General features: G+C 58.8%; 21 protein-coding genes. 11 read left to right on the forward strand and 10 right to left on the reverse strand.

Features of this window, described 5'->3' with window-relative positions:
• Window positions 1-18 precede the first annotated feature (18 nt).
• The 6 genes from QWI75_RS10910 to thiS are packed head-to-tail and all read right to left on the reverse strand — an operon-like array spanning window position 19 to window position 3783.
• Window positions 19-258 (reverse strand): NIL domain-containing protein, encoded by a 240-nt coding sequence (locus tag QWI75_RS10910; RefSeq protein WP_289268608.1) that lies wholly within the window; start codon window positions 256-258, stop codon window positions 19-21.
• A 2-nt stretch (window positions 259-260) separates the two neighbouring features.
• A complete protein-coding gene (locus QWI75_RS10915; RefSeq protein WP_289268609.1) occupies window positions 261-533 on the reverse strand; it encodes a MoaD/ThiS family protein in 273 nt (90 codons plus the stop codon).
• Complete coding sequence (thrC, locus tag QWI75_RS10920) at window positions 530-1777, reverse strand: threonine synthase (RefSeq protein WP_289268610.1); 1248 nt, start codon at window positions 1775-1777, stop codon at window positions 530-532. The genes QWI75_RS10915 and thrC overlap by 4 nt, the downstream gene beginning before the upstream one ends.
• A 27-nt stretch (window positions 1778-1804) precedes the next feature.
• On the reverse strand, window positions 1805-2632 hold the full coding sequence (locus QWI75_RS10925; protein ID WP_289268611.1) for a HesA/MoeB/ThiF family protein: 828 nt from the start codon (window positions 2630-2632) through the stop codon (window positions 1805-1807).
• Between the two features lie 24 nt (window positions 2633-2656).
• On the reverse strand, window positions 2657-3583 hold the full coding sequence (gene cysK, locus QWI75_RS10930; protein ID WP_289268612.1) for a cysteine synthase A: 927 nt from the start codon (window positions 3581-3583) through the stop codon (window positions 2657-2659).
• Window positions 3583-3783, reverse strand: a complete 201-nt coding sequence (thiS, locus tag QWI75_RS10935) for a sulfur carrier protein ThiS (RefSeq protein WP_289268613.1) — start codon at window positions 3781-3783, stop codon at window positions 3583-3585. Before thiS ends, cysK begins: the two co-directional genes overlap by 1 nt.
• Before the next feature lie 172 nt (window positions 3784-3955).
• Between thiS and QWI75_RS10940 the strand changes: the two genes are divergently transcribed.
• The 10 genes from QWI75_RS10940 to QWI75_RS22820 all read left to right on the forward strand — a co-directional run bounded on the left by QWI75_RS10940 (window position 3956) and on the right by QWI75_RS22820 (window position 13445).
• The gene (locus QWI75_RS10940; protein WP_289268614.1) at window positions 3956-4333 is read left to right on the forward strand and encodes a hypothetical protein; all 378 of its coding nucleotides are present in this window, start codon (window positions 3956-3958) and stop codon (window positions 4331-4333) included.
• A 7-nt stretch (window positions 4334-4340) separates the two neighbouring features.
• Entirely contained in the window at window positions 4341-4931 is a 591-nt protein-coding gene (locus tag QWI75_RS10945; protein ID WP_289268615.1) for a phospholipase D-like domain-containing protein, read from the forward strand.
• Window positions 4928-6205, forward strand: a complete 1278-nt coding sequence (locus QWI75_RS10950; protein ID WP_289268616.1) for an FAD-dependent monooxygenase — start codon at window positions 4928-4930, stop codon at window positions 6203-6205. The genes QWI75_RS10945 and QWI75_RS10950 overlap by 4 nt, the downstream gene beginning before the upstream one ends.
• Window positions 6202-6948 carry a nucleotidyltransferase domain-containing protein gene (locus tag QWI75_RS10955; RefSeq protein WP_289268617.1) on the forward strand — a complete coding sequence of 249 codons (747 nt, stop codon included), beginning with the start codon at window positions 6202-6204 and terminating at the stop codon, window positions 6946-6948. The genes QWI75_RS10950 and QWI75_RS10955 overlap by 4 nt, the downstream gene beginning before the upstream one ends.
• Window positions 6949-6965: 17 nt before the next feature.
• Window positions 6966-7691: a TPM domain-containing protein gene (locus QWI75_RS10960; RefSeq protein ID WP_289268618.1), complete on the forward strand. Its 726-nt coding sequence runs from the start codon at window positions 6966-6968 to the stop codon at window positions 7689-7691.
• A 617-nt stretch (window positions 7692-8308) separates the two neighbouring features.
• Window positions 8309-8587: a type II toxin-antitoxin system RelE/ParE family toxin gene (locus tag QWI75_RS10965; RefSeq protein ID WP_289268619.1), complete on the forward strand. Its 279-nt coding sequence runs from the start codon at window positions 8309-8311 to the stop codon at window positions 8585-8587.
• A gap of 17 nt (window positions 8588-8604) precedes the next feature.
• Window positions 8605-8898, forward strand: a complete 294-nt coding sequence (locus QWI75_RS10970) for a HigA family addiction module antitoxin (protein WP_289271646.1) — start codon at window positions 8605-8607, stop codon at window positions 8896-8898.
• 432 nt (window positions 8899-9330) lie between these two features.
• Complete coding sequence (locus tag QWI75_RS10975; protein ID WP_289268620.1) at window positions 9331-12465, forward strand: argonaute/piwi family protein; 3135 nt, start codon at window positions 9331-9333, stop codon at window positions 12463-12465.
• A 562-nt stretch (window positions 12466-13027) separates the two neighbouring features.
• The gene (locus QWI75_RS10980) at window positions 13028-13195 is read left to right on the forward strand and encodes a hypothetical protein (protein ID WP_289268621.1); all 168 of its coding nucleotides are present in this window, start codon (window positions 13028-13030) and stop codon (window positions 13193-13195) included.
• Window positions 13196-13304: 109 nt separating this feature from the next.
• Window positions 13305-13445 carry a type II toxin-antitoxin system RelE family toxin gene (locus QWI75_RS22820; protein WP_370693634.1) on the forward strand — a complete coding sequence of 47 codons (141 nt, stop codon included), beginning with the start codon at window positions 13305-13307 and terminating at the stop codon, window positions 13443-13445.
• A gap of 343 nt (window positions 13446-13788) precedes the next feature.
• Here the strand turns inward: QWI75_RS22820 and QWI75_RS10985 are convergent, their stop codons facing one another.
• From QWI75_RS10985 to QWI75_RS10995, 3 genes are all read right to left on the reverse strand, one after another.
• Window positions 13789-15111, reverse strand: coding sequence for a cyclic di-GMP phosphodiesterase (locus QWI75_RS10985; protein ID WP_289268622.1), 1323 nt, complete (start codon window positions 15109-15111; stop codon window positions 13789-13791).
• A gap of 142 nt (window positions 15112-15253) precedes the next feature.
• Entirely contained in the window at window positions 15254-15694 is a 441-nt protein-coding gene (locus QWI75_RS10990) for a DUF5069 domain-containing protein (RefSeq protein ID WP_289271647.1), read from the reverse strand.
• 10 nt (window positions 15695-15704) lie between these two features.
• Window positions 15705-16385 carry a DUF3386 family protein gene (locus QWI75_RS10995; protein WP_289268623.1) on the reverse strand — a complete coding sequence of 227 codons (681 nt, stop codon included), beginning with the start codon at window positions 16383-16385 and terminating at the stop codon, window positions 15705-15707.
• 614 nt (window positions 16386-16999) lie between these two features.
• Between QWI75_RS10995 and QWI75_RS11000 the strand changes: the two genes are divergently transcribed.
• Entirely contained in the window at window positions 17000-17335 is a 336-nt protein-coding gene (locus QWI75_RS11000; RefSeq protein WP_289268624.1) for a hypothetical protein, read from the forward strand.
• 20 nt (window positions 17336-17355) lie between these two features.
• Here the strand turns inward: QWI75_RS11000 and QWI75_RS11005 are convergent, their stop codons facing one another.
• Window positions 17356-17652 carry an ATP-dependent Clp protease adaptor ClpS gene (locus QWI75_RS11005; protein WP_289268625.1) on the reverse strand — a complete coding sequence of 99 codons (297 nt, stop codon included), beginning with the start codon at window positions 17650-17652 and terminating at the stop codon, window positions 17356-17358.
• Window positions 17653-17656: the final 4 nt, after the last annotated feature.

Consider the following 17656-nt stretch of genomic DNA (forward strand, 5'->3'; position numbering starts at 1 on the left):
GAATGACGTTTTTCGTCCTCACTCCACGACGTTGAGCTCGATCGGATCGACGATCACGCCCTTTTGCCTGAGCCCGTCCACGGCCCGCTCAATTTCCTCGACTTCGCCGGTCAGTTCGAGATCCATCCAGCCGGTGGTGTCCCGCACGTCGGCGCGGCGCACATTGGTCACGATGTTGAATTCATGGCCGATTTGATAGATGACCGGTTCCTTGATCTTCTCATGCGGGAATCGTATGTGAAACCGAAGATGAGCCATAGTCATCCTCCCGCGATGGCGGGGACGATGGAGACTTCATCGCCCTCCTTGAGCTTGGTACTCTTGCCGTCCAAAAAGCGGATGTCTTCTTCGTTGACGTAAATGTTGACGAAGCGGCGCAGCTCGCCGGTGGCGTCGCAGAGCCGATCCTTGATGCCGGGATGGTTCGAATTCAACGTCTCGATCATCTCTGAAATCGTCGCTGCCTGCGCTTCGACCTCGCCCTGTCCCTTGGTCAGGGGGCGGAGGGGAGTGGGAATCCGTACCTTGATCATGCGTCACCACCGTGCTTGCCGACTTTGAAGGTTTTCTCGAAACTCACCAGGCTCGGGTGAATTCGCGTCGGCCGGCCGACGGCTTCCAGCACGGCCTCCTGCGTTTTCAATCCGTTGCCGGTGATGTAGGCCACCGTGACCTCATGCTTCTTGATCACGCCCTGCTTGACCAGCTTGCGTAGGACGCCGATCGTCACGCCGCCGGCCGTCTCCGCAAAAATGCCCTCGGTCTGGGCGAGCAGCTTGATGCCGTCCACGATTTCTTCATCCGACACCATGTCCATGGCCCCGCCGCTCTCCGCGGTGGTCTTGAGCGCGTAGTAGCCGTCGGCCGGGTTCCCGATGGCGAGCGACTTGGCGATGGTCTTGGGCTTCACGGGCTTGAAGAAGTCCCGCCCGGCCTTGAAGGCCGTGGAGATGGGGGAACAGCCTTCGGCCTGGGCCCCGTTGATTTTCGTGGCGACGGAGTCGATCAGCCCCACGTGTTTCATCTCGTTAAGGCCCTTCCAGATCTTGGTCAACAGGGAGCCCGATGCCATCGGGATCACCACCTGGTCAGGCGCGCGCCACCCGAGCTGTTCCACGGTCTCATACGCCAGGGTTTTCGACCCCTCGGCATAATACGGGCGGATGTTGATGTTGACGAAGGCCCAGCCGTGCTCGCCCGCGATCTCGCTGCAGAGCCGGTTCACATCGTCATAGTTGCCCTCGACCTCGACCACGTTGGGGCGGTAGATCAGGTTCCCGAGCACCTTGGCCGCCTCCAAATCGCCGGGAATGAACACGTAGCACTGCATGCTCGAGGCGGCGGCATGGGCCGCGACCGAGTTGGCCAGGTTGCCGGTCGAGGCGCAGGCGACGGTTTCAAATCCCAGTTCCCTGGCCCTGGTCAAGGCCACCGCGACCACCCGGTCCTTGAACGACAGGGTCGGGTGGTTGACGGTGTCGTTCTTGATGTACAGCTCGTCCAGCCCCAAATAGGCGCCGAGATTTTTCGCCCGCACCATCGGGGTCAAGCCGGCGTGGGGACCCACGACCTGCGGGCCTTCGACCGGCAGCAGGTCCATGTACCGCCACATGGATTTCGGGCCCGCCTCGATCGACCGGCGCGAGATCGTCTGTTTGATCTCGTCGTAGTTGTACTTCACCTCCAGCGGGCCGAAGCACAGCTCGCAGACATGGATGGCTTTTGCGGGATACTCGCTTCCGCACTCTCGGCAGACTAATGATCGAATCTTGGCCATGGGCGACCCTCGTCTCGTGATGACGGCTTACCGCGCCGAGGCGACGCTGGGCGCGCGCAACTCGCAGGTTTCCGGTTCGTAGTCGAACAGCTCGGTAATCGTCGGCTGATCTCCGCAAAGCGGGCAGCGGGGATTCTTCTTGCAGCGGATCTCGCGGAAGTGGCTCTTCCTGGCGTCATAATCCAACATCCGGTCGGTCAGCGGCCGGCCGATCCCGAGAATGACCTTCAGCGCCTCCGTGGCCTGGAGCGTCCCGATCACGCCGGCCAGGACGCCGATCACGCCGGCCTCCTGGCAACTGGGGACGAACCCGGGCGGCGGAGGATTTTTGAAGACGCAGCGGTAGCAGGCCGACTTCTTCGGGATGATGGTCGAGACGCGCCCGTCGAACCGCAGGATGCCGCCATGGATCAACGGCTTGTCGGCGAAGTAGCAGGCGTCGTTGATCAGGAACTTGCCGGCGAAATTGTCCACCCCGTCGATGACGACGTCGTATTCGCGCAGGATCGCCAGCGCATTCTGGGCCACCAGCCGGTCCTGATAGGTGATCACCTTCACATCGGGATTCAGCGCGACGATCTTTTCCTGCGCCGATTGCACCTTTGGCCGGCCTACGTCGGCGGTGTGGTGGATGACCTGCCGCTGGAGGTTCGAGAGGTCCACCACGTCGCTGTCGATCAGCCCGATCGTCCCCACGCCGGCTGCGGCCAGATACAAGGCGGCAGGGGAGCCGAGCCCGCCGGCCCCCACAATGAGAACCTTGGCCTGCGCGATCTTCTTCTGGCCTTTGCCGCCGACTTCCGGCAGCAGGATGTGACGGCTGTATCGCGTGATCTGTTCGTCCGTGAAATTCATGAGTGGCGGGGGTAATCGTGAATGTCAGATATTGAAATATTTTTCGATGCTGATATAGCGCTCGCCGGTGTCGCAGAGGACCGTGACGACGTTCTTGCCAGGTCCCAGCTCGCGGGCGACCTTTTGCGCGGCGATGACATTGGCGCCGGATGAAATCCCCACCAACAGGCCTTCCTTCTTGGCCAGCCCTTTGGCGGTCTGGTACGCCTCGTCGTCGGTGACGGTGATGACCCGGTCGATGATGCCGCGGTTCAGCACTTTCGGTACGAACCCCGCTCCGATGCCTTGGATCTTGTGCGGTCCCGGTTCACCGCCCGAAAGCACGGGGGAGCCGGCCGGCTCGACGGCCACGACCTTGACCTGCGGGTTTCGCTGCTTGAACACCTCGCCGCAGCCGGTCAGGGTGCCGCCGGTGCCCACCGCCGCCACGAATGCATCCACCCGGCCGTCCAGCGCATCCCAGATCTCCGGCGCCGTCGTCGTCCGGTGCATGGCCGGGTTGGCCGGATTCGAAAATTGGTCCGGCATAAAATAAGACGGATTCTGCGCCAAAATGGCCTCGGCTTCCTTGATCGATCCCCTCATGCCCTCCCAGGCTGCCGTGAGCACGAGCTGCGCCCCATAGGACGACAACAGGCTCGCCCGTTCCATGCTCATGCTTTCCGGCATGACCAGGATGAGTTTGTAGCCCCTGACCGCCGCCACGAGCGCGAGGCCGATGCCGGTATTGCCGCTGGTCGGTTCGAGAATCGTCGAGCCAGGTTTGAGACGCCCCTGACGTTCCGCCTCGTTGATCATGTTGAGGCAGATCCGGTCCTTGACGCTCCCGCCGGGATTGAACGACTCGACCTTGGCGTAGATCGTCGCCGCGCCGGCTTCCGACATCCGGTTCAGGCGGACGAGGGGAGTCTTCCCGATGAGGTCGGTGATGTCATGACAGGCGCCGGCCATCAGCGTCCTCCACCCATGTAGAACAGAAACTCCAGGTGGTCTCCCTCCCGGATCGGCGTTGTGTCGAGGCTCTCCCGGTCCACCATGGACTCGTTCAGCTCCACCGCCACCATCCGAGGTTCGATGTTCTTGACCTTCAAGACGTCCAGCACCGTGGCGGCCTGTATTTCTTCGGGCTTCCCGTTGATTTTGATCTGCATGAAATCTCCGAACTAGGCAGAAAAATTACAGAATTAAAGGACGGTATCAGAGAGGGTGTCGCATTGTCAAGGCGACGATCGGCCTATCCGGTCTGAGTCATCCGATCTGGTTGGCTTGACAAGCAGAAGCCTCCCCGACCACTATGCGCATTCTCTCGCGAGGGCCAACATCATGTGGAAACGCAACTTCTTGTTTCGCGCAACGGAGGATCAACCCCTGACCGAGGGAGAAAACGAACTGTTTCATGAGACGGATCCGGCGCTCGACAGCGCCGGCATGCGGTTGGAGCGGTTCATCTCGGTCTGGGTGCAGGGGGAGGGAGAAGACGAGAAACCGGTTGCCTATACCAATGTCTATGTGCGGACCGCCACCTTGGATATCGACCGGCGGTCGGGATTTCTCCAACCCCTTCAGGGCCGTTCCCACCAAATCAAGCAGCTCTTATCACCCGGCCAAAAGGGCTATCTCAAACAGTGGCTCGGACAGCACTCGCCGCAGGCCTGGGAAGCTGCGGAGGATCACTTCCGCGATCTCTTTGAAATCGACTAGGCGAACCATGGCACGGCGAGCCCAGCTCGGTATCGCGCTGATGCTGTGTTCGTGCGTCGTGCTCCGGCTGTCAGCCGTCGGACTGATACTGGGCTTCGGATCGAATCAAGCCTGGTCGAGCATCGAAACCTACTATGCGCCGGAAGACAATCCCGGCGATCGTGTCGTGCAGTTGTATCAGGACGCGGAACACTATATTTATGTCGCCATGTATGCCTTCACCTATCCGTCCGCCGTCAGGGCGCTTGTGGCCGCGAAGAAGCGGGGCGTAGACGTGCGGGTCATCACCGACCGGGGGCGGTTGGAGGATCAGAAGCAGACGGCCGCGCTGGAAACGCTGCGATTGGCCGGCGTGCCGATCCGGATCAACCGGCATGACAATCTCATGCACATGAAGCAGGTCATCGTGGACGACCGGGTGAACACCAACGGCTCGATGAACCAGACCTCGAGCGGGAACGGCTATAACGACGAGCGGCTCGACATCATCGAGGACGCGGCCTCGACCACGAAGGCCAAGCAGAAATTTCTGGCCATGTGGCGCAATCGTGAACGGTTTGTGGCCTGGACTGGAGGACCGCTGGGAGTTGGGAAATGACGGTGGATGAGCGGACCGATGTCGTGATCGTGGGAGCGGGCGGGGGCGGCGCCGTGCTGGGGGTGGCGCTGGCGCAAAAAGGCATCAGTTCAGTGGTGTTGGAACAGGCCTCCGGACCGCCGCGAGGCCTCCGAGGGGAAATCCTGCAACCGAACGGCCAGCAGGTGCTCGACCGCCTGGGGTTGCTCGATCGGTTGCCGGCCGATGCAGTGCGGCCCGTGCGCCTGTTTCATTTCTGCCGCACCGGCGGCGAACGGCTCTGTACGATCGATTACGGGATGCTCCCGCCTCCGTACAATCGCGCGCTGGTGACGTTGCCCAACGTCGCCCACCATACCATCTTGGAAGCGCTGGCGACGCAGAACCCAGGCGGATTGCGCTATGGCGTGAAGGTAAGTTCGCTTCTGAAAGACGGCTCGCGCGTCGCGGGCGTGCAGGCCGAGTGGGAGGGCCGGAGCCTCACCATCGGGGCCAAGCTCGTCGTCGGGGCTGATGGGGCCTACTCGAAGGTCAGGGAGGCCTTGGGGATTCCGGCCAAACTGCATCTGTACCGCGAAGCCTACCTCATCAGCATCCTAGACAGTCCTGAGCCGATCGACGAGGCGCGCTATTTCGTGGGAAAGAACCAGATCCTGGGCCTGTTTCCCGCCGCCGGGAACAAGGTCTATGTCTTTTACATGATTCCCGCCGGGACCTATGATCGGATCAAGCAGCAGGGGCTGGAATCGTTACGGCAACAGTGGCGCAGCATCGATCCAACGCTGGCAGCGCTGACCGACCAGTTGAAGGATTGGAATCAGACAGCCTACATGCCCACCGGCCGCGTGCGGACGCCTCGCTGGGTGGCGGACGGGGCGGCGCTGATCGGCGATGCCGCCCATGCCATGAATCCCCATGCGTCGCAGGGGCGAATGCAGGCGATGGCCGACGCCATGGCGTTGGCACAGGTGGCCGAATCCTGCCTGAAGCAAGACCGGTTTCTCGCCGCGGATCTGACTCCCTACGAACAGGCGCGCCGGCCCCAGGTCGAGATGCTACAACGATTGGCCGATGAGCAGGTCTTGTTCTGGAATGCGGGGAATCCCCTGTTGGCGATCCTCCGTGACCGGGTCTTTCGAACCTTGGATCGGAATGCCCGCCTGCGCTATCGCATGCTGGCGACGACGGCGGGATGGCGGACAACCCAGCCGTTTGGCTTGATCGATCGGTTGAGGGCGGCGGGGCTGCTGCCGGATCCGCGTGCCCAGGAAATCCCGTCGGAGGTGGGGGCATGAGCGGCGATCGGGTATTGGAGGGGCTGCCTCAAGAGGTCCAGCCGCTGTTGCGCGCCTATCTGAAACGGGTCGTGCCCTCGTTGGGCGCGGCGCTGGAATCGCTGGTGCTCTACGGCAGTGCCGTGCGGGGCGAGTTCGTCCGTGGCCGGTCGAACGTGAACCTGCTGCTTGTGGTGGCCAATCTCGACGGCGAAGCCTTGCGGAAGCTGGCGAAGCTGCATGCCCGGTGGAAGCGCGAACAGGTCGTGGCGCTGTTGTTTACGCCCGCGGAGTTGCAGCGCTGGGCGACCAGTTTCCCTTTGGAGTTTGGCGAGCTGAAGGAAGGGCATCGCCTGTTGGCCGGCCGCGACCTGTTGCCGACCATCCGTCTTGATGGAGGGGTGACATCGGAACTGATCGGGCGGGAAGCCAAGGCCAACCTGTTGCGCCTCCGCCAGCGCTATGTGGAGGGAGGGGCGACAGGGGAAGCGGCCTTGATCCTCTTGTCCCTCTCCATGACGGGATTGGCGCCTTGTTTTCGGGGCTGGCTGCGGCTGCGGGATCGTCCGATTCCGGCGAAGACCGAACAACAGATCGAGGAGATCGGACGGAGCCTGTCGATCGACTCCAAGCCTCTGTTGGAAGCCTGGGATCTCCGCTGCGGCCGCATTTCCCCCGGCCCGGTTGAGGTGCCGCGCCTGTTCGATCGATACCTCACGGCGGTCGAAGAACTGGTCCGCCGTCTCGAAGCCGCCCCGGCGTAGAGAGAAGTCTCCCTATCATGCCGTTGCTCTTCCATCTATTGCTGACGCTCCTGTTGTGGATCGGCTCGTGTGCCCTTGCCTGGGCGGTCCCCGCCGAGCGGCCGCGCTTGCCGGAGCCGCTCGGATACGTGAGCGACCATGCCCAGACGCTCGATGCGGATTGGAAGGCAAGGATCCGATCCGTCTGCCAGGATCTCGAGCGGAAGACCGGGGTGGAGATGGTGGTCGTGACCGTGCCGACCGTCAAGCCCTTTGCCTCGGCGCAACTCTATGCCGAGGCTCTGTATCAACAGTGGAAGATCGGCAGTGCGTCAGAGGAGCACGGGGCCTTGATCTTGTTGGCCGTCGCCGAGCACCAGGCCGCGATCACGGTCGGCAAGCGGATGGTCCCGATCTTCACGCCGGAGGTGGTGGCGAAGGTCGGGTCCGAGTACATGGACCAAGCGCTCCGCATGGGCCATTTCGGCGAAGGGCTCTATCGCACGGTCGTCGGGCTTGCGGCCAACGCGCAGAACGTCCGCGTCGGGCCTCCGCCTCGCAGCCATATGAAGGGCCTGGGCTTCCTCATCTCGCTCCTGACGGTCGTCGCCGCCGTCTTGGTGCTTTGGTGGATCAGCCGGCCGGACCTTCGCCATCCCTATGGAAAAATCCGGCGCGGGGAGTATTGGGGCAGCGGTCAAGGAGGCTTCGGCGGAAATTTCGGGGGCCTCGGCGGCACGATGGGAGGGGACGGGCTGGGTTAGCCCACATTATTCATGACCGCTTCTGCTGCAATCGCGGATTCGCCGCTGCGACAGAGCCTGACGGCGGGCGTGCTCGCCGCTCAGTCCCTCGACGTACTGTTTCAAGTACGCCTTGGTCCTTCACGGCTGTGCTTGCCCGTCTCGCGTGGCGTCTTGGCGGTTTCGTCGCGAACCGTCATGAATAATGTGGGCTAGACGGGAGCAGGCGGACGAGCCTTCTTGCTCGAAGAGCCCCCACGATCAGAAGGAGCGGAATGGCGCTCATCCTGATCCCCTGCTCCCGAAGACCGCGTATGAAAGAATCGCGAGGCAATTGGTGGGCTTCCGTGCTCACAGAGGCCGCAGGTGACAATGATGGAAGGACACCCCTACTGATCCTGTGCTCCCGGAGGCCGCGCTTCAGAAAGCGCCGGGGGACCCGTTGCGCTTTCGCGCTGCAACGGGTCGTGACGGCCGCAGTTGGACCAGTAAGGGTGTCCTTCCTTAGGGCGGAGTGCCAGCAAGCTTGGATGGAGCATTTTGTAGTGCTCGATGCGCACAGTCGCTCAGATGGTCAGGTTCTCCTTTATGTCAAGTCATACTTGACAGACACGGCTGGAGCGCGCAGGATGTAGAAAGTGATCGAAAGTTTCAGGCACAAGGGGTTGGCCAGATTGTTTGAGGACGATGACCGCCGAAAGGTGCCTGCGTCACAAGCCGACAAAATTGCCCGCATCCTGGCGCGATTGAATGAAGCAATGACGGTGCAAGACATGGGGTTGCCGGGCTACAGGCTTCATCCGTTGAAGGGAAAGTTGGCCGGTTTCTGGTCCGTGACCGTGTCCGGCAACTGGCGGATCGTTTTCCGATTCGACAACGGCAGCGCCTACGACGTCGATCTGACCGACTATCACTGAGGGAATCATTGATGCGTATGAAGAACCCTCCCCATCCAGGACTGTCAGTGAGATATGACTGTCTCGCACCTCTGGGACTCTCCGTGGCGGAAGGGGCGAAGGCACTGGGAGTCACGCGGCAGGCCATGAATAATCTGGTCAGCGGCAAAGCCGGGATTTCGGCCGAAATGGCGATCCGCCTGGAAAAAGCGTTTGGAGGCGGCGCCGAAACCTGGCTGCGGATGCAGGCCGCCTACGACCTGGCACAAGCGGAAAAGCGCGCCGGAAAGATCAAGGTCCGGCGCGTCAAAGACGCATTGGTATCCGCGTGAACCTGCATGCGCCAGCGAAAGTCCTGACCCTGGTTCCACTGATTAGAGAGAGGGGGCGGTCTGGGCTATCCCTCGTGCTCGCCGCCCGCGCACACAGTATCCAATCTTTATTGTTCAGTTGCGGGCGGTGCTCGGTCAATGCGCGCAATTGAGGGATAGATCCAGACCGCCCCCTTATAAGAGTCACGTTTCAGCAAACTACGTTGTTAATTCAGCCTCAGCGCTCAGCATTCAGAACTCAGCACTTTCTCCTATTCGCGGCTCGCCTTCGCTGCAAAATAATACGTGCATTTCGCTATGTTGCCTGGTTGACACAACGGCTAGCGGGTCGTAGCCTGGTCACGTGAGGATGCAGTGTGCTGTCTTCTGACAACAGAGGTGGCAAGCTTAGCGGAGAACAAAACAATCCTTTTCTAGCCCAGGGGAGTGAAAGTGTCCTTCGACCAAGAGGCTCTGATTAGATCTATTGCTGTGTCGCAACCGGGAAAATACATGCTTCTTTTGGGGGCGGGTGCTTCGGCTAGCTCCGGAGTTCCAACAGCAAGTCAGTGCATCTGGGAGTGGAAACGAGAAATTTATCTGTCAGGAAATCCAGGTCTCTCGCCGAATTTATTTCTGGACATCACTCTCCCAAGTATTCAACAGAAGATCCAAGACTGGCTTGACCAGCAGAGGTATTTCCCTTCGATTGGAGATGAGGCCGAGTACGCTTGGTACATCGAGCACTGTTATCCCAAAAGTGAAGATCGTACCGCCTATTTTCAGAAGCGATTAACTGGGCTTCTTCCGCAGTTGGGCTACCAATTGCTAGCTATGCTTCAGAATGCGAATGTGTTTCAGTGGGTCTGGACAACTAATTTTGACGGATTGGTACGGCAAGGTAGGAAGCCAGAACATAGCCGTCCTCTGAAGGAAATAGGTTTGGATACAACGAAGCGTCTGCGTGATGTTCAGGAGGGAGAACAATGTGGTTACTTGGTGGCCCTCCATGGAGATTACCGATATGACGCACTCAAAAACACATCAACGGAAACTCAACAGCTAAATGAGGAATTGTGCAAGGAGTTAGTGGAACGAGCCAAAAAGCAGCCAATAGTGGTCATTGGCTATGGGGGACGTGACGAAAGTCTTATGGGTGCTTTTGAAGCTTCGTTCAAGGAAAGATCAACTGGGGGAGCGATTTATTGGTGCACAATTCCCAATGAAAAGATCAGCCCGCGCGTACTTACCTTGATTGGAACTGCAAGGACAACCGGCTGTGACGCTCATTTGGTTGAGATTGAGGGATTTGATGATTTCATGGTGCGAATGGCTCGATTTGTTTTTCGAACTGGGGCAGAAGGTGGAGAAGTTGAAAGACTTCTCAGCGGGACTATTCCTGAAAGGTCTGATTTCAGATTCGTGGGTTATAGGGCTGATGAGGATTGGATTAAAAGCAACGGTTATCCTGTGGAGCTACCGAGAGAGCTTTATCAGTTTGAAGCCAATGGAATTACAACATGGAAAGAGCTCCGGGAAATTCTGGGCACCGCACCAATTGTGGCGGGGCTCATCAAAGGTAAGGTGCTTGCAATTGGCGACGCAGGATTAATTGCGGAGGTGTTTGCCAAGCATTTGAATTCCAAACTTGAAAAGGTTCCTCTTGATTGGGCTGACTTTTTCCGGCAGGACTCAGTGACAACGTCAATTTTGCTTGAAGCATTTCAGCGGGCGATAGCCGGCACCGCGAAACTGGAAAGAAAGGGGAAAAGCACCCTATGGGATCGCGCCCGGTTCCGGACGGCAAGGTATTCAGGCCAACCGTGTAAAGCATTCGAGGCAGCCAAACTAAGCCTCAACTTTTCAGGAAATAGGCAATTCCTGAATCTGGCTCCAACTATTCATGTCGTCAAGGAGGATGGAACTGAGGCCAGCAATGAGGTCGTGAAGGATATCAAGCGTCAGCTTCTCGGGAAACAGTGGAACCAGCAATACGATGAAGCGCTTGAGGATTGGGGTAATCGAGTCCTAGGAGAAGATGAATCCAAAACCTTTCAATATCCGCCAAATGCTCCAGACCCATTTGTCTTTAGAATAGCGAGGCCCCCTGCCTTGGCAAGAATCATGTGTCGTTCCCAGCAGACGAGCATGCCCCCAGTAAGAAAGCGCGGAGAGATTTTTGAGGCTACAATCTTGCCGGAACCTCAACTCGTGTTTGGAACCGCGCGAGGACCTCATCGACCCAAGGATCCACATCCGTTGCGTGGTGTAATCAATAACGGCCCATATGATCTTGAATTGACGCAATCAGGTGTCTACCGCGAGGTTCGACTAGGAGTGATATGCCCTTCTGGCTATGAAACTGCTCTTCAAGGCTATCTCGACAAGCTTGTTACTGCGCATGGAATGGTTGAGTCAAAACAGGAATACCTGATCGGCTATCCAGGTTTCCAGCAAGTCTATCGAATTCCTTTGAGAGTTCCTCGCCACAATGATCGAGAATGGCGGAAAATTCCTGCAGCTCCAGCAGGTAGCTCGAGTAGTGTTACAGCGCAAAAGGAAATTACGAACGCCATCACTCGCGAGATCGACACTCTAGTGTGTTCGGCTTCCGTTGATGCAGTTGTTGTGTTCATACCCAAGGTGTGGGCTCCTTATGAAGTTGTAGAGGATCAGACGATTAGGTTTGACTTACATGATTATGTAAAGGCGCATTGCGCTCAGAAGGCCATCCGAACTCAATTCTTACGTGAAGCCACGTTGAGTAAGAAGCTTCAGTGCGAAGTATTGTGGTGGTTAGCGCAGGCTATATATGTGAAATCGCAGCGGACGCCTTTTGTGCTGGATACAGACGATCCTGAAACCGTCTTTGTAGGTATTGGCTACGGAACCTCCAAAGAGAATGGAAGTGGAGTCGTCTTAGGGTGTAGCCATATCTATGATGCCGCAGGCCAAGGCTTGCGGTATCAGGTCAGTCGAATTCAGAATCCTGTTTGGTGGCACAAGAATCCTTACCTCGCCAAAGACGATGCTATTCGTGTTGGATATCAGGCCAGACAGCTCTTCTATGAAACTTACCAGAAATTGCCTCGCAGGATCGTAATCCATAAGAGGACACCTTTCATAAAGAGCGAACGAGAAGGATTATCGCAATCGCTAAAAGGCCTCGCGGAGCTAGAAATGATAACCATCGAGCATGAGGATGCATGGCGCTTTGTCGCCTATGATAAATGGAATAAGTGTACCAACATGTTCCCTGTGAGAAGAAATACAGTCATGATTTATGGAAATCATCAAAGCCTACTCTGGGTACATGGCTCGGTACGAGGCATAGGTGGTGACAATAGGACGTACTATCAAGGGAAGTCGAGAATCCCATCACCACTCAAGATCACACGTTTTGCCGGCCACTCGCCCATAGAAAGAATTGCGACTGAAATACTTGGCCTCTCGAAGATGGACTGGAATACTTGTGACTTGTATTGCCAATTACCGGCAACGCTTGAAAGTTCCGCGGCAATTGCTCGTGTAGGGCAACTGCTTTCCAGGTTTGGTCCAGAAACATACGACTACCGTCTGTTCATTTAGGTCGAAGTGCAAAGGGGACATTCCATTCTTGCTAAAGAGAGAAAGGGTCTGGTCTTACTATCACACATGGTCGGTCAGTAGACCCTCTGAAAGTCCGGCTTACTCAGAATGCGGACGATGTCGATGCGGGTCGTTACCCGCATTATTCATGAACGCTTCTACTGCAATCGCAGATTCGCTGCTTCGACAAGCCTATCGGCGTGCGTGCTCGCCGCTTAGTCGGTCAACGTACTGTTTCAAGTACGCCTCCCTCCCTCGCCACTGCGCTTGCCCGTCTCGCCACGCGACTCCACGATTTCGCGACGAACCGTCATGAATCATGCGGGCCGAACCGTTTGAACACCACCCGATAGTCGCCTGTTCTCAGCCGATACAGATTCTCCTTAAATCCATGCAACTTCTTAATCCATTTTCCGTCAGGAATTGGATTTCCCGCGAGGCGGGCATAGTCATTCCGCTAGGCTGATGACTTTGTACCTCGACAAGACATTAAGGGATGCGTTATAAGGTGGGCATGCTTGCGAAACGATCTGCTAAGACGGCTACCCTCAGAGGACGGTATGTGAGGAATCGTCAAGGCAAGAAGACCGGGGTGGTCCTCTCGCTCAAACGGTACTCACGGCTGATGGAGAATCTGCACGATCTCGCCGTGGTCGCTGAACGCCGCAATGAGGAATCGGTTGCTGCCGACGAGATGAAGAAGCGGCTTCACAAGCGTGGCCTCCTATAGTCTCGGCTATAGACCATCCGTCGAAAAGGATCTCCGGTCTATCCCTCGGGCGTTTGTCGCGCATCATTGCGATGATCGAACGTCTGCAGTCTGAACCATTTCCAGCCCAATCAACCAAGTTGCAGGGAGCCGAGCGCCTCGCCTCCGAGTCGGGGATTACCGCGTTGTGTACGAGGTGGATACGGATGCGCTGCACATTATCGTGCAGTATGTACGGCATCGACGAGAAGTCTATCGTCGACTTCCTTAGAGGAGGGCTGAGCCGTCTGCGAGCTCTTCTGCAGACAGCGGCTTCAACCGTTGCCCTGCCTCCAGTTATCGTAGGCCTAGCCCCGTCCTTTCTTTCTTTCATCCTGCGTTACCCCCGTCGTATGTCTTGCACCAGGGGTCTTTGTCCTGAAGTTCGGCGATCTTTTGATCGTCGAGCGGCACCGGCGCGCAGCCGTGGCTCCTTTCACAGACGAAGTCGAACTGGACGGCCGGTTGGTGGTAACTGAATCAGCGCATGTCCTGGAAATTGACCGTTTTGTTGCCCCCGGATTTGGCGGAAATTTCGGCCGCCTCGGCGGCACGATGGGAGGGGATGGGCTAGGCTAGGAGGATGCGCTGGAATAGCCGGCTGCGCCTGAAGCAGAGAGATCTGCCACAGAGCCGGCGCACGCGGGCGGAGTGGCCGAGTCCACGACGCGGGAGATCGAACGGGCAGTCTTATCTAGAGCCTGGCGGGCCAGATCGATTCTGGCGGGCGCGATCAACGCGAGGCCGGATGCTTCATGGGTGATATGGACCACCGGGAGATGGAGGGCGTCCGGATTGATGTCGGTGACGACGGCCCGCTCGCCCGTGTTGAGCTCGACCACGCTGTGGATGGGAAAGACCCCGACGCGCTTGATGAACAGCGAGGTCAGGTCCGCATCCAGCATCCGGTCATGTGTGTCGCGGTAGAGACGTTGCAACGCCTGGTGCGGCTGGAGGGGCGTCGCTCCGCCGAAACCGGAGAGCAATTCGTCGTAGCGGTCCGCGATCATCAGAATTCGGCTGGTGGGTTCCGTCCAGGCCGGGTTGGTCTCGCGGGGAAAGCCCTTTCCGTCTCCCGTGGCATGGTGCTCGGCGACGATCCGCCTCACGTCGAGAGGAAAGTTCCCTTCCTGCTCCAGATACACCGCGCCCCGCCGGGGATGACTTTCGTACAGGGCTTGGTCCTGCGCGCTCAACGGACGCGAGGTGTTGCGGAGCCCATCCGTCAAGTGGCGCGGGAGCAGCAGCAGGCCGACGTCATGGAGAAGCGCCCCCATCGCCAGGTTGTGGAGTTGGAGCAGGTCGAGTTTCGCCGCCTGTCCCAACAAGAGCGACAGGGTACAGCTTACGAGCGCATGGTTGCTCATCGCCCGGTCGCAGCCGCGGCCCTGACTCATGGCCATGAATACGGCCGGGTTCGTCAACGTATTGGTCACGATCGTGATCTCTTTGGCGGCCTCGACCACATCCTCGCCAAGGACAATCCCCTCTGACTCGAACCGCTCGAACAGCCGATGGACTGTTTGCGCAAGCCGCTCCCTCGCTTCCTTGGCAAGGACGAATTCCCGATTCAACACATCGAGCGATTTGTGAGCCGGCTGCCGAGGAGGTTTCGTTCCCTGTGCCGCCGGCTGCAACGGGGGCGCTGAGGCGAGGGAGGAGGCAGCCTCACACGTGGACGGCTCGGTCGCCGGTTGATCAGCCGCGACGGGGATCGCGCTTTTTTCCGGATCGATCGTGACTTCCCGGATACCGGAGGACCGCAGCTTGTCGATCTGCTGAGACGAGGTGATCAGAAACCGGTGGCGGAGAAACGGGGTCCGAAACCATGAGCGGTCGAACCCGGTCACATACATGCCGATCTGAACTTCGGAGATCGCGACCCGCTTGCTGCCCATACAGGAATGGCCCGGTGTGGGAGAACTCTGTCTTCGATAGGGTCCTCCGGCATCCTTTATCGGCTGTACCTCGGCCGGCTTGAGCGGGATGGATCGGAAAGGGTGAATTTGTCGGGTGGCGGCAAGCGGACGCTGTGCGGCGTCATCCGTCGACGGTCGCCCGGCGCGGGACCTGACGCCCTTCCTCCAGGTCCAACAGGTCCGCCCACGTGACGATGTCGGTACGGGTCGGATCGAGCTGGTCGCGGACGCTGCGGAAGTAGGCCCATTTCTCCTCGCTGTCCGGCCCGCGGGCGAGCAGCTCCCGGTTCCACGCTTCCCGTTCGGCCTCGGTATGCGGTTTGGCCATGGCGGTCCACCAGCGGACGACAGCCTCGTCCGGTTGTCGCCGCACCTGTTCCAACAACTGATCGGGATCGATTCCGGCGAAGTCCAGCAGCCGTTGATCCAATGGACAGGGGTAGATGTAATCGCCGATCGTGCCGGCCAACTTCGCGCGGCACTTATCGAGCATTCGCGCAAGATGCACGTACCCGCCGAGCCGCTCGCGGAGGCTTCGAGGATAGCCGGCGCGCAGGTCCATAACTCGCAAGCTACAACATCCGATGGTTTGAGAACGTCAGGCTCTTTACTCTGACCTCGCCGTTTTCATAGGAAATGATCCGGCGGGTGGCCGGCAGATCGGAATGACCCACGCGCACATGGCTGTCCGTGAAGCTCTCGACGTTGGTGAGCTTGCCGTCTTGCGGCGAGTAGTAATAGACGGTGTACCGCGTGGTGAGGAATTTTCCGTCCTGAGTCGTGGCCGTCTCTTCGACATTGATGGTGAAGGCAAAGGGCGGCATCCCCGGGTGCGCCATCTTGCGATTGATCTGCGTGATACGGCCGTTCTTGATGCGATAGAAGGAATTGGACCCGTGGATGACGAGCTTGGTGCCTAGAGGATGGCCGTCTTCCTCCTGCGTGAGCGTGAATTTGCCGTCCGATTCCTCGAAGCTCCGAGGACCCCGGTGGACGGCGATCATGGAAATCTGCTCCTGCGCCCATTTCTGGACATCCGGATCGGACAATTGCACGGACACTTCCCGGGGGCTCTTAACCATGACCGATCCGCTCGTCTCCTTGCCGTTGACATTGACGGTGAGATCGGCCGTGAACCCTTTGAAATCGGCCTGCCAGCGGGCCGTCCGCTCAAAGGCCTGTTTGAGCAGGGCTCGCGCCTGCGGATCATCCTGGACGGTCGTCTGTTGCTGTTCGTGTTGAGGCATCGTCATGGGCGGTCTCCTCGTTGGCTGGTGAAATGGTCGTGTGATTATAGAAGTCTCGCTGCGGTAGGAACAAGCCGGCGCGATCCGAAATGTTCAGCCCTGCGCCACACGTTCCGGGGAATCAGATAGACCAGGGGGTTTTCCGAGTTGCGGGTCATGAAGATGACCGCGTACGTTCGCGGCGGGGAGCGAACACCACGGTCGTACCTTTGCTCTCAGGCTTTTTCTATGCGCTTGCCGCATACTTTGCTTCGACCGTCGGGGAGCTGCGGGTCTGTTTTACGGGCCCCCTGGTCCAGCTCGTTCAGAGCCTGCCGGGTTTCCTTCTCACGATCGGCCGCCAGGACGTTGACCACAACCGGTTCCGTCGGCCGGCCCAGCCGCCTCCGATATGGAGGCATCGCCACGTAGAACTTGGCGACAGTCGGACAACCATGGGAGCGTTCCACGGCCCATTGGCCACGAGCGCCGGCCCTTCAAGAGAAAGACTGGCAAAAGCTACAAAACTTCTCTATACTCCCGCGTGAATAACTCGTGCTTATACGTGCACTTACGCGATTGAGCCAACGGAAGGGCCAATGATGGAGAAACGTGCTCCGTCCCACACTGAAGAAGAGGAAATGAATCAACGCCGTCGCCTGCTGGGGTTGGCGCGTCGGGGTGACCAGAAGGCGATCAACAAACTGTTCGAGCTCTATCAGGTCCGTGTCTTCAGCGGGGACAATCTGAAAAAGGCCGGCAAGTTGCCTGTGTGGCCCGGCGTCGCCGAAGAGGAGAAGAAGGCGCAGCGCCGGCGCGAGGCTGCCGCGAAGGCCCAAGCCAAGGCCCAGGCGAAGGCGAAAGCAGCGACCAAGGCGTCGGAGAGGAAGGAGCACCGGCCGGCGAAAAGCGCAGCACCAGCTAAAACGGCCCATGCCAAGCCGTCACGGCCGGCCAGAGCGCATGCAAAACGGTAGATCGGCTGACCCTCTGCCGATCACTGCACAGCTACCCGCAGCCCAGCTTCAGCGATCTTCTTGGCGATCGCTTCCGCTTCCTTCCATTCTCCCGTAAAGACCACCGCCTGTCCTTCATGGTCGATTTTATAGGCCAGCTCGAACGCCTTGGCCGGCGTCATGCCGGGGATGGTCGTGCAGAAGATGTGAATGACCTGCTGGTAGGTATGGCAGTCGCAGTTATAGACCACGACGCGCGCTTCCGTCTCGTTGCTCGATCCCGTAGAGGTGTGCTCGATTGTTCCCGGGGTCGCGACGGGTGTAGAGGGGGACGGCATCGGA

Source organism: Nitrospira tepida (genome assembly GCF_947241125.1).
Classification (GTDB): Bacteria; Nitrospirota; Nitrospiria; order Nitrospirales; family Nitrospiraceae; genus Nitrospira_G; species Nitrospira_G tepida.